This window comes from Silanimonas lenta DSM 16282, from assembly GCF_000429065.1.
GTDB classification, from domain to species: domain Bacteria; phylum Pseudomonadota; class Gammaproteobacteria; order Xanthomonadales; family Xanthomonadaceae; genus Silanimonas; species Silanimonas lenta.
In genome coordinates, this window is sequence record NZ_AUBD01000001.1 from 529,520 (window position 1) to 540,457 (window position 10,938).

The window sequence follows — 10,938 nt, forward strand, 5'->3', positions numbered from 1 at the left end:
CATGACAAGCGTTTTCCATCGAAACGCTTGCCATGCACGAACCCGAACCCACCTCCACCATTCCTGCCACCAGCCGCCCCCGGCACGCGCACCAGGAAGTCGTCGACCTGCTGGCCGCAGGCCTACTGCGGCTGCGCGCCCGCGGCGCAGTCCCTGCCCTCGGCACCAGAGAGCCAGTTGGCCTTGGCTTCTTCGGCCAACAGCGCGTGAATGCGAACCCCGATGACCACGAAGGAGTTCGCCCATGACAGCACACGCAAACCCCGCTGACGCCAAGACCCTCGCCGCCCGTATCGCCCAGCTGCCGGACCTGCCGATGGACAGCCTCTGGGCGTTGTGGGACGAGTATTTCGACGGGCGCCCCAACCACCACCATCGCACCTGGATCGAGAGCCGCCTGGCCTATGCGATGCAGGCGCGCGTCTTCGGTGGCTTGAAGCCCTCGACGCGCCGCCGGCTCGAAACCATCGGCGAGACGGGCCTCCTGCCGCGTCCGCTGCAGTGGCAGGCGAACCACTTGCTGCCGGGCACGGTGCTCACTCGCATGTACGACGACGTCGAGCACCGCGTGCTGGTGCGCGGGCCCTTCGACTACGAATACCAGGGGCAGCGCTTCAAGAGCCTGTCGGCGGTGGCGCGCCACATCACCGGCACCCAATGGTCCGGGCCGGCGTTCTTCGGACTGAAGTCCGGCGACAAGGGGAAGGAGCCGGCATGAGACCGAACCGAACCCTGCTCACGCCGGCCGCTGCCCTCACGGTGAAGAAGCGCTGCGCCGTCTACACCCGCAAGTCCACCGACGAAGGGCTGGAGCAGGAGTACAACAGCCTGGAGGCACAGCGCGATGCGGGCCTGGCCTACATCGCCAGCCAGCGCCATGAAGGCTGGATCGCCGTGGACGACGGCTACGACGACGGCGGCTACTCCGGCGGCAACCTGGAACGCCCGGCGCTCAAGCGGCTGCTCGCCGACATCGAGGCCGGCCGTATCGACATCGTGGTCGTCTACAAGATCGACCGACTCACCCGCAGCCTGGCGGACTTCGCCAAGTTGGTGGAGGTGTTCGACCGCAACGGCGTCTCCTTCGTCTCGGTCACGCAGCAGTTCAACACCACCACCTCGATGGGGCGGCTCACGCTCAACATCCTGCTGTCCTTCGCGCAGTTCGAGCGCGAGGTCACCGGCGAGCGCATCCGCGACAAGATCGCTGCATCCAAGGCCAAGGGCATGTGGATGGGCGGCATGCCGCCGCTGGGCTACGACGTCGTCGATCGCAAGCTCGTCGTCAACGAGCGCGAGGCCGCACTCGTGCGTGACATCTTCCGGCGCTACGCCGAGCATGGCTCGGCTGCGCGGCTGGTGCGGGAGATGGCGATCGAGGGGCACACCACCAAGGCCTGGGTGACCCAAGGCGGGCGCCGGCGCACGGGCCGACCCATCGACCAGCAATACATCTTCGCGTTGCTGCGCAACCGCATCTACCTGGGTGAGATTCGCAACCACGGCACGTGGTATCCCGGCCAACACGAAGCGATCGTGCCACGAGACCTGTGGGACGCCGCGCACGCGTTCATCGCGCGCCGCAAGCAGGCGCCGCGTGAACACCGGGCCAAGCATCCGGCGCTGCTCGCAGGGCTGCTGTTCGCGCCCGATGGCCAGCGCATGCTGCATACCTTCGTCAAGAAGAAGAGCGGGCGCACCTACCGCTACTACGTCCCCTACCTGCACAAGCGTCGCAACGCGGGCGCGAACTTGATGCCGGACGCCCCGGACGTCGGCCATCTGCCCGCGGCCGACATCGAGAACGCGGTGCTCGCGCAGATCCACGCGGCGCTCTCGGCGCCGGAGGTGCTGATCGGCACCTGGCGGGCGTGCCAGCGCCACCCGGCGGGTGCCGCCCTCGACGAAGCGCAGGTGGTGGTGGCGATGCGACGCATCGGCGACGTGTGGGCGCAGTTGTTCCCGGCCGAGCAGCAACGCATCGCGCGGCTGCTGATCGAGCGGGTCCAACTGCATGAGTACGGACTCGACATCCTCTGGCGCGAGGACGGCTGGCTGGGATTGGGGCCCGAGATCGGCGCGCATTCCTTGGTCGATGAGTGCCGCGCGCCTGCCGAGGAGGCCTTGGCATGACCCGGTCGCCTCCCGATCCGACTCCGAACTCCCGCCGTCGCGCGATCCGCGTCGAGGTCGGCCACGATGCGCGCAGCTACGTCAGCGACGGGCAGCGGGTGACCCTGGTGCCCCTGACGATCAAGCGCCGGCAGAACCGCAAGCTCCTGATCCCGCCGACGCCCGAGTCCGCCGCCGCGACCGCGGGCGGCCTGGATGCGCCGATGATCAAGACGCTCGGCAAGGCCTTCTACTGGAAGCGGCTGCTCGAGGAGGGGCGCTATCCCACGACGACCGACCTGGCCCGCGCGCTGAAGTTGGAGCCCGGGTGGGTGGCCGAGGTGCTGCGTCTGACCCTGCTGGCCCCCGACATCGTCGAGGCCATCCTGGACGGGCGCCAGCCCCGCCATCTGAACCTGCAGACCCTGCGTGGCCGGCACGATCTGCTGCCACGGGATTGGGCCGAACAGCGCGAAGCCTTGGGGTTCTCGCCTCTCGAAAGCTGACGTTCAGCCGGCGCAACAGCCCGCCTTGCCACGTTCTTGAACGGGCGGGCAAGGCACGGTGCCATAGGAGCAATAGACGCAGCAATCGCCGTGCTTGGGCTTGAGCACCGTATGGCAGGCCTCGCACTCATAGAACCACTGGCAGGCGTCGGTGGGCATGACCTCGGTCTTCGCGTGCCCGCACGCCGGACAGCGCAGCGTCGATTCGAGGACGACGGCGCTCACTTCGCGCTCCCGACCACCGTCGAGGGATAGCCCGCGTCCTGGGTGGCGCACAACAGCGCCTGGACGTCGGTCCTCGCGTCGTCGAAGGTCACCGTCGCCTCGCGCTTGTCGAAGTTCACGTCCGTCTTCGCCACGCCCGGCACCTTGCCCAGGGCCTTCTTGACCGTGATGGGACAGGCGGCGCAGTTCATGCCCGGCACGGCAAGCGTGACGGTCTTGGGGGCCGCGGTCGCCGGAGCGCTCGATGCGAGAGCGAGCGCGAGGCAGGACCATGCCAGCCGTTTTTTCATGACGACCTCCGTTCTTCAATAGAACCAGGGGACGATCAGCGGAAAGCCGAGCGCCACGATCACCAGGGCGACCACGATCCCGAACAGCAGCCTGTAGCCGCGCCGAACCGTCGGCACCGCGCACACCTGACCAGACGTGCACGCTGGGGCTTTCGCCCAGATGCGCCGCCCGGCGAGGAACAACGCGACGAGGGCCGCGCCGATCAAGACCGGGCGGTAGGGTTCGATCGCTGTCAGGTTGCTGATCCATGCGCCTGAGAAGCCGACGGTGATCAGCGCCAGCGGCCCGAGGCAACAGGTCGAGGCCAGCAGGGCGGCGACGAACCCGGTCGCCAAGGCCACACCGCGGGGCGGCGTCGGTCTGCGCGGGTGGGGTATCCGACTTCATGGCGTAAGCTTACTTCCGTACTTGAGTACGGAGTCAAGCCATGAGCACTGCGCCCAAGAACGATTCGATGACGATCGGCGCCCTGGCGCGCGCGGCCGGCGTGCATGTCGAAACCATCCGCTTCTACCAGCGCAAGGGGCTGATCCCCGAACCGGATCGGCCTGCGGGCGGCATACGCCGCTATGGGGCGCGCGATCTTGGGCGCTTGCGGTTCGTCAAGTCGGCGCAGCGGCTGGGCTTCAGCCTCGAGCAGGTCGCGGAACTGCTGACGCTGGAAGACGGCACGCGCTGTCGCGAGGCTGCCGCGCTCGCGACGCGCCATCTGGCCGACGTGCGCGCGCGACTGGCGGATCTCAGGCGCATGGAGCACGCGCTGACACGACTGTTGACCCAATGCGATCGAACGCCCAGAGGCAAGGTTTCGTGCCCGCTCATCGAGGCCTTGCGCCGCTGATGCCGGCAGGCGCCGCCCTGCGCACAGCGGACGAGCCGGACACGGCCGCGGGCGCGCCATGTGACCTTTGACGCCGCGCATGCGTCCAAGCCGGTACCAGCCCGACATAGCTGGAAGGAGCTTGTATGTCCGAGCCCGAGACCACGCAACGTCTCGAGGCGGAGTTGGCGGCCGCCTTGCGCGCCGAGCCGCAGCCCCCGCCCGAACTCGCCCCGGTTCTGCGCCGCGCACGCCGCCGCCTGGCAGCGCGTCACCTGTTGACCCACGCGCTGGGCCGCATCTGGCTGGCCCTGGCGCGGCTGTTCGCGCCCGTGGCCGTGCGCTGGCATCGCTTGTCGCGCTCTTCTGCTCACTTCCCTTCTCGATAGGAGTCTTGCCATGGAAACGATGAACCAAACCCTTGCCTGGATGGGCGATCCGCTGATCGCTTTGTATCAACGTTTGGCCGCGCTCGCCCCGAATCTGGTCGGGGCCTTGGCGCTGCTGCTGGCCGGCTATGTGCTGGGCAAGATCGCCGCGGCCATCACGCGCCGAGGGCTGGCCCGACTGGGGGCGGACCGGCTCGCCGAAAGCTCGGGGCTTGCAGCGTTGTCCCGCCAGTGGGGCCTGGAGCGGCCGCTGTCGTCTCTCGTCGGCTCGCTGGCGTTCGCCTTCATTCTGCTGGCCTTCGCCATCTCGGCGGCCGATGCTTTGGGTCTGGCCGCGGCCGGTCAGGCCGTCGCGCAGGTGATGCTGTTCTTGCCCAAGTTCGTCGCAGCCATGGCCGTGCTGGTGCTGGGCCTGATGGCGGCCAGCTGGCTCGCCGGGCTGGTGCGCCGCGCGGCGGATGGCGCCGGCGTCGAGTACGCGCCCACCCTGGGCCGCATCACCATGGGCGTGCTCTCGGCGCTGGTGGCGCTGATGGCTGTCGATCAGCTCGACATCCGCATCGTGCTACTGCAGGAAGTCATCGGCATCGCGCTCGCCGCCCTGGGCGTGGCCGTGGCCTTGTCGCTGGGGCTGGGCACGCGCGCGCTCTCGGGCGAGATCGTCAGTGGCGTGTATGTGCGCGACTGGCTGCGCGAAGGCGATCGCATCGAATGGAACGGCCAGCAGGCCACGGTGCGGGAGGCGGGCACGCTCAAGACGCTACTCGTGCTCGACGACGGGCGCGAGCTGAGCGTGGCCCATTCGCGGCTGCTCACTCAAGACGTCATCGTTCAGCGCCAGTCGTGAAGCACTGGGCCTCGTCGCGGCGACCATGCAGGAACCCAGCGATGCCGCCCTGGTGGCTCAGGCGCAGGCCGAACTGCCTTACCGCACCGGTGCGTTCGAGGCCCTGATGCGGCGCCACGGCGCGCGCATCCAGCAACTGGCGCGGCGCTTTGCCGCCAGCGCCGCCGATGCCGAGGACCTGACGCAAGAGGTGATGCTTAAGGTCTTTTTCGAGCTGCCGCGCTTTCGCGCGGAGGCGACCTTCACGACCTGGCTGTGGCGCGTGACGGCCAACGTTTGCATCGACCATCAGCGGCGGCTGGACTCGCGTCCCGCGCTGGTTTCATTGGCCGACGACGAGGACACGCCTGAGCCGGCCGATCCGCGCGACCCGATCGCCGCCGCACAGGCTCGTATGGACATGGAACGGCTGCTGCGCCAGTTGCCCCCCGAGGATCGCATGGTGGTGCTGCTGCGACTGCTCGTGGGTCTGGAGTTCGCCGAGATTGCCAAGGCGACCGGTCTAGGGCTGTCGGCCGCCAAGATGCGCTACGCGCGGGCCCTCGACAAACTGCGCGCCTTGGCCATGGGCGCTGACACCAGCCACCAGCGCTCGGGGTGAGTGCGCTCAGCCTGTGCCGGCCGCCGCGGCCGACAGCGCACGGCCCGAGGCGTCTCATGCCGGCCTGTGGCGCCATGGAAGCAGCGACGGGGTGATACCGGAGCGCGTCGCGCTATCCCGATGTGGAGTCGGGTGCGGGATGCTGCCGTTGCTGCGATCACTTCCGAGGGATCAGGCGACCACGTCCGTTGTCGTCCTTGCCGCGAGACGATCGCGCATGAGACGGGCAGCGTGCACCATGTTAGGGAAACGCTGATCAAGCCCACCGCATGGTAGTGACATGCGTTGGAGGTGTCGATGCAAGATGCGAGGATGACGATGAAGCAGATGACCTTGGCAGCGGCGGCCGATGCGTCGGCGGGATTCGAGCGCTTTCGTAAGCCTACGCGCCGCGACGCATTCCTGGCCCAGATGCAGACGATCGTGCCGTGGGGGCGGCTGGTGGCGCTGATCGAGCCGCACTACCCCAAGCCCGGCAACGGCCGCCCGCCCATCGGGCTGGAGCGCATGCTGCGCATCCACCTGCTGCAGCACTGGTTCAACCTGGCCGATGCGGCGTGCGAGGAGGCGCTGTACGACTCGGCGGCGCTGCGCGCTTTCGTTGGCATCGATCTGGGTCGCGAGCCGGTGCCCGACGCCACCACGATCCTCAAGTTTCGTCACCTGCTGGAGAGGCACCAGCTGGGGCAAGCCATCTTCGCCGAGGTTGGCCGCATCTTGCAGGAGCGAGGGCTTCGCCTGAGCGCGGGCACGATCGTGGACGCCACCATCATCGCCGCGCCGAGCTCGACCAAGAACGCCGAGCAGCAGCGCGACGCCGAGATGAAGCAGACGCGCAAGGGCAAGCAGTGGTACTTCGGCATGAAAGTGCACGTGGGTGCCGACAGCAAGACCGGGCTGGTGCACAGCGCCGTGGTCACCAGTGCCAACGTGCATGACAAGCATGCCTTGCCCGATCTGCTGCACGGTGCGGAAAAGCGCGTCTACGGCGACCGCGGCTACCAGGGCTGCCGCGACATCATCAAGGCGGCAGCACCCCAGGCGCGCGACTTCACCAACCGGCGCGTGCGCAAGCCCGACGGGCAGGACGAGGCCGAGCGGCTGCGCAACCGCACCAAGAGCCGCACTCGAGCGCGCGTGGAGCACTCGTTTCACGTGCTCAAGCGCCTGTGGGGGTTCGTCAAGGTGCGCTACCGCGGACTCGCCAAGAACGCCAACCGCGTCTTCACGGCGCTAGCGATGGTCAATCTGTATATGGCCGCGCGGCGCGTGCCGGCGTTGGTGCGCCCATAGTGCGCCCAATGCGGGCCAGGTGGCCCGAAAACGGGCCCGCAGGGGCCGCCAGAGCGAGCAAAATCGTGCCGCCCAAGCCCGTACAGCCCGCATCGCTACCCCTGCTGCAACTTGATCAGCGTTTCCCTAAGATAGTGGCGTGGGAAAAGCGACCAGTTTGACGCTGGCCTGTCCTTCGAGGGGGAGCTCAAACCCATGACGAACATCCTGCGGCGCAATCACGTCACCGACCATGCGGGCCCAGGCACCCCTGTGCTCTACGCCCACGGCTTTGGCTGCCATCAAGACATGTGGGCCGATATCACGCCAGCGTTCGCCGGCCGGCAGCGGCAGGTGTTGTTCGACTACGTCGGCTCGGGCCGCTCCGATCCGTCGGCGTTTTCGGTGCAGCGCTATTGCCATTTGCGCGGCTATGCGCAGGACCTGCTGGAGGTGTGCGAGGCCACCGGATTGACCCGCGACGTGGTAGTGGTGGCGCATTCGGTGAGCTGCTCGATCGCCATGCTGGCGGCCATCGAACGCCCGCAATGGTTCCGGCACCTGGTCCTGATCGGCCCCAACCCCTGCTTCGTCAACGATCCCCCCTACGTCGGCGGCTTCGAGCGCAGCGACCTGCAAGAGCTTCTGGAGCTGATGCAGCGCAACTACATGGGCTGGGCGGATTTCTTGGCACCCGTGGTCGCCAGCGACAGTGACACATCGCGCGCCAGACTGCGCGAGAGCTTCTGCTCCACCGACCCGGTGATGGCCAAGACTTTCGCCGAGGCCACCTTCTTTGCCGACAACCGCGCCGATCTGCCTCGGGTGAGCACCCCCTGCCTCATCTTGCAGCATGCCCGCGACGCGCTGGCGCCGCTGGCGGTGGGCGAGTATTTGCACGCCCATCTGCCGCGCAGCACCTTGCAGGTGCTCGACGTCACCGGGCACTGCGCCCACATGAGCCACCCCCACCTGGTCATCGAGGCGGTGCGCGGAGTGTTGAAGGATTAGCGCGGGGCGCGAGCCCAGCCGCCCCCCTGATGAGCCACGTCCCCCTGAGCGACATTCCCGCGCCCTGTTGGGTGACCGACGGCCAGGGCGTGCTGCGGCGCTACAACGCTCGGCTGGCCGAGTGGGTGGGCTTGCCCGATTCGGGTGCGCAAGGCGATGTTGCCGTGACGATGACCGACTGGCTCACGCCCGCCGGCCGTATCTTCTTCGAAACCCACGTCTGGCCCACGCTGCGCCGCGACGGCCTCATCGTCGAAATCTTTGCCTACTGGCAGCCAGGCGGCCGGCGCTCGGGGGCTTATGTCAGCGCCAAGCGGATGGAACACGACGCCGAGCCGCAGTATTTGTGGCTGCTGTTCGCCGCCGAGGATCGCCAAGCTTTCGAACAAGCGCTGATCCAGGCCCGGCAACGCGCGCAATCCCAGACCGAGCAGTTGCAGGAGGCGCACGCGCGGCTGCGCCTGCTCAACGGGCAGCTCCAGCGGCAAATCCATCAGACGCAGGCCGAGAACCGCACCCTGTCCGAACTGGCCGCCCATGATCCCCTCACCGGGTTGGGCAACCGGCGCAGCCTGCAGGCGCTGTCGCAGGCGCTGGCATCGCGCCCGGCACCAAGGAGGCCATATGCGGTGCTCATGATCGACATCGACCACTTCAAGGCCATCAACGACCAGCACGGCCATACGCGGGGCGATGCGGTGCTGGCGGGGGTGGCCGAGTGCCTGCGACGCTGCGCGCGGCAAAGCGACACCGTGGTTCGCTATGGCGGAGAGGAGTTCACGCTGGTGCTGCCCGACGCGGACGTCTCGCAAGCGCTGGTAGTGGCCGCGCGGGCGCATGAGGAGATCGCCCGCGCCCGGCCCGGTGGACTGGCAGTGACGGTGAGCATCGGCGCCGCCGCTGCGCTAAGCGACGATGCTGATCTCTATGAGGTGCTGCAACACGCCGACGAGGCGCTGTATGCCGCCAAGTCCCAGGGCCGCAACACCACAGTCTGCCATTCGTCCAGTAGGCGCTGACGCCGCACGACCCGTCGGCGCTCCATCGGTGCGAAGGAGCCTGTGTCGCACCCCTCTCATCCCAATCCAGTCCGGCCAGGCGAGCCGCGTGCACGCCGTTCGTGCTTGTGGCCATCGGCAAACCAGAAGTTCCTGCGTGGTTCGCCATTCGGTCCCTCCAAGGTTCGCCACCCGAAGCCTGCAATGACACCTGTTCCTCAACAGCGTCATAGGAGGCTTCCATGCCGACAACGGCAAGCACCATCCCCCGGTCGCCGGTCGATGCGATCAACAGCCTGTCTCCCGGCGACCGTCGGGTCCTCAACGAGAACGAACTCGCGCAGCGCTGGGGCCTGAGCCCCAAGACCCTGCAGCGCTGGCGCAGCGAAGGGCGCGGCCCGCGCTACCTGAAGCTGTCCAAGCGCGTCAGCTACCCCCTGGAGTCGGTCATCGAGTTCGAGCGTGGCGCCCTGCACGACTCGACCTCCGAGCGCGCGGCGCGCTGAAGGGGGATGCGATGAGCGATGTGACCCTCTACCCCGCCGACCTCGCCGCGATGTCCGTCGGCCAGCTGGCTCGACTCCCGCCCGCCCAGAAGGCGCAGATCAGCCGCCACCTGGACGAAGCGCTCGCCTGGCTCAAGCAGGCCCGCGCCAAGTTCGACGCTGCACTCGATGCCGCCTACGGCGAGCAGGCCCGTGCGGCACGCCTCGAGGCGGGCAAGGACTTCGGCCTCGTGCACCTGAACGACGGACCGCTGCGCGTGACGGTCGAGGTCCCGAAGCGCGTGTCCTGGGACCAGGCGCAACTGGCCGCCATCGCCCGGCGCATCGCCGCCGCCGGCGAGAAGGTCGAGGACTACCTGGACGTCGAGTACTCGGTGTCCGAGTCCCGCTTCAACCACTGGCCGAGCGCCTTGCGCGCCGGATTCGAGGCCGCCCGCACCGTCAAGCCCGGCAAGCCCACGTTCCGGCTGGCCCTTGTCTCGGAGGAGTGATCCATGCGCACCGAACTGAACGAAAAGGGCCGGAATTCAATTCCGACCCCTGTCGCCAAGCGGCTGAAGGAGGTGGCGTGATGGCCCTTCCCATCATCACCGCCGACCAGCGACTGCGCGAGAAGCAGGGCGTGAAGCTCGTGCTGCTGGGCAAGAGCGGCATCGGCAAGACCAGCCAGCTCAAGACCCTGCCGGAAGGATCGACCCTGTTCGTCGACCTCGAGGCCGGCGACTTGGCGGTCAAGGACTGGCGCGGCGACTGCGTGCGCCCGACCACCTGGCCGGAGTTTCGCGACCTGGTGGTGTTCCTGGCCGGCGCGAACCCGGCGCTGCCCGCGGATGCGCCGTTCTCCGAGGCGCATTACCGGCATGTGTGCGAGCGCTATGGCGACCCGGCGCAACTGGCGAAGTACGACACCTACTTCGTCGACAGCATCACGGTGCTCGCGCGCCTCGCCCTGATTTGGGCCAAGACCCAGCCGCAGGCCTACAGCGAGCGCACCGGCAAGCCCGACACCCGCGGCGCCTATGGCCTGCTCGGCTCGGAACTCATCGGGGCGCTGACTCACCTACAGCACGCGCGCGGCAAGCACGTCGTGTTCGTGGCCATCCTCGACGAGCGCCTGGACGACTTCAACCGCAAGGTCTTCGTGCCGCAGATCGAGGGCGCCAAGACCGCCGCGGAACTGCCCGGCATCGTCGACGAGGTGGTCACCTTGGCCGAGATCAAGGCCGAGGACGGATCAATCTACCGCGCCTTCGTCTGCCACACGCTGAACCCCTACGGCGTCCCGGCCAAGGACCGCTCCGGCCAGCTCGAGTTGCTGGAGCCGCCGAACCTGCGCGCGCTGATCGACAAGTGCGCCGCC

Annotated in this window: 16 protein-coding genes; 13 read left to right on the top strand and 3 right to left on the bottom strand. The window is 68.0% G+C overall.

All coding sequences use genetic code 11. From position 1 onward, the window contains the following. Positions 1–244: 244 nt before the first annotated feature. From G408_RS0102515 to G408_RS0102525, 3 genes are read left to right on the top strand one after another with little or no spacing between them, the layout of a single operon-like run. On the top strand, positions 245–718 hold the full coding sequence (locus tag G408_RS0102515; RefSeq protein ID WP_028769804.1) for a DUF2924 domain-containing protein: 474 nt from the start codon (positions 245–247) through the stop codon (positions 716–718). Then, positions 715–2,133 (top strand): recombinase family protein, encoded by a 1,419-nt coding sequence (locus tag G408_RS0102520; RefSeq protein ID WP_028769805.1) that lies wholly within the window; start codon positions 715–717, stop codon positions 2,131–2,133. The genes G408_RS0102515 and G408_RS0102520 overlap by 4 nt, the downstream gene beginning before the upstream one ends. After that, positions 2,130–2,618: a hypothetical protein gene (locus G408_RS0102525; protein ID WP_028769806.1), complete on the top strand. Its 489-nt coding sequence runs from the start codon at positions 2,130–2,132 to the stop codon at positions 2,616–2,618. Before G408_RS0102520 ends, G408_RS0102525 begins: the two co-directional genes overlap by 4 nt. A 3-nt stretch (positions 2,619–2,621) precedes the next feature. Here G408_RS0102525 and G408_RS14995 read toward each other — a convergent pair whose 3' ends face one another. Genes G408_RS14995 through merT form a run of 3 tightly spaced genes read right to left on the bottom strand, consistent with a single transcriptional unit; the run spans position 2,622 to position 3,511 of the window. Then, positions 2,622–2,843, bottom strand: coding sequence for a GDCCVxC domain-containing (seleno)protein (locus G408_RS14995; protein ID WP_084628026.1), 222 nt, complete (start codon positions 2,841–2,843; stop codon positions 2,622–2,624). Next, on the bottom strand, positions 2,840–3,133 hold the full coding sequence (gene merP, locus G408_RS0102530) for a mercury resistance system periplasmic binding protein MerP (protein WP_028769807.1): 294 nt from the start codon (positions 3,131–3,133) through the stop codon (positions 2,840–2,842). The genes G408_RS14995 and merP overlap by 4 nt, the downstream gene beginning before the upstream one ends. A gap of 15 nt (positions 3,134–3,148) precedes the next feature. Continuing rightward, complete coding sequence (gene merT, locus G408_RS0102535; RefSeq protein ID WP_028769808.1) at positions 3,149–3,511, bottom strand: mercuric ion transporter MerT; 363 nt, start codon at positions 3,509–3,511, stop codon at positions 3,149–3,151. Between the two features lie 50 nt (positions 3,512–3,561). Here merT and merR point away from each other — a divergent pair, with 50 nt between their 5' ends. The 10 genes from merR to G408_RS0102580 form a co-directional block, all read left to right on the top strand. Beyond that, complete coding sequence (merR, locus tag G408_RS0102540) at positions 3,562–3,975, top strand: mercury resistance transcriptional regulator MerR (protein WP_028769809.1); 414 nt, start codon at positions 3,562–3,564, stop codon at positions 3,973–3,975. A 125-nt stretch (positions 3,976–4,100) separates the two neighbouring features. Next, the gene (locus G408_RS15210; RefSeq protein WP_156890029.1) at positions 4,101–4,343 is read left to right on the top strand and encodes a hypothetical protein; all 243 of its coding nucleotides are present in this window, start codon (positions 4,101–4,103) and stop codon (positions 4,341–4,343) included. 10 nt (positions 4,344–4,353) lie between these two features. Then, positions 4,354–5,190, top strand: coding sequence for a mechanosensitive ion channel family protein (locus G408_RS0102545; protein ID WP_051282528.1), 837 nt, complete (start codon positions 4,354–4,356; stop codon positions 5,188–5,190). 25 nt (positions 5,191–5,215) lie between these two features. Continuing rightward, positions 5,216–5,791 carry a sigma-70 family RNA polymerase sigma factor gene (locus tag G408_RS12790; RefSeq protein WP_051282529.1) on the top strand — a complete coding sequence of 192 codons (576 nt, stop codon included), beginning with the start codon at positions 5,216–5,218 and terminating at the stop codon, positions 5,789–5,791. 318 nt (positions 5,792–6,109) lie between these two features. Further along, the gene (locus G408_RS0102555) at positions 6,110–7,084 is read left to right on the top strand and encodes an IS5 family transposase (RefSeq protein WP_028769811.1); all 975 of its coding nucleotides are present in this window, start codon (positions 6,110–6,112) and stop codon (positions 7,082–7,084) included. 195 nt (positions 7,085–7,279) lie between these two features. Further along, positions 7,280–8,074 carry an alpha/beta fold hydrolase gene (locus G408_RS0102560; protein ID WP_028769812.1) on the top strand — a complete coding sequence of 265 codons (795 nt, stop codon included), beginning with the start codon at positions 7,280–7,282 and terminating at the stop codon, positions 8,072–8,074. A gap of 29 nt (positions 8,075–8,103) precedes the next feature. Then, complete coding sequence (locus tag G408_RS14675) at positions 8,104–9,093, top strand: GGDEF domain-containing protein (protein WP_051282530.1); 990 nt, start codon at positions 8,104–8,106, stop codon at positions 9,091–9,093. A 221-nt stretch (positions 9,094–9,314) separates the two neighbouring features. Beyond that, positions 9,315–9,578 (top strand): helix-turn-helix transcriptional regulator, encoded by a 264-nt coding sequence (locus G408_RS0102570; protein WP_028769813.1) that lies wholly within the window; start codon positions 9,315–9,317, stop codon positions 9,576–9,578. 11 nt (positions 9,579–9,589) lie between these two features. Continuing rightward, the gene (locus G408_RS0102575) at positions 9,590–10,069 is read left to right on the top strand and encodes a hypothetical protein (protein WP_028769814.1); all 480 of its coding nucleotides are present in this window, start codon (positions 9,590–9,592) and stop codon (positions 10,067–10,069) included. 80 nt (positions 10,070–10,149) lie between these two features. Beyond that, positions 10,150–10,938, top strand: a 789-nt coding sequence (locus G408_RS0102580) for an ATP-binding protein (protein ID WP_028769815.1), incomplete at its 3' end; no start/stop codon positions are given.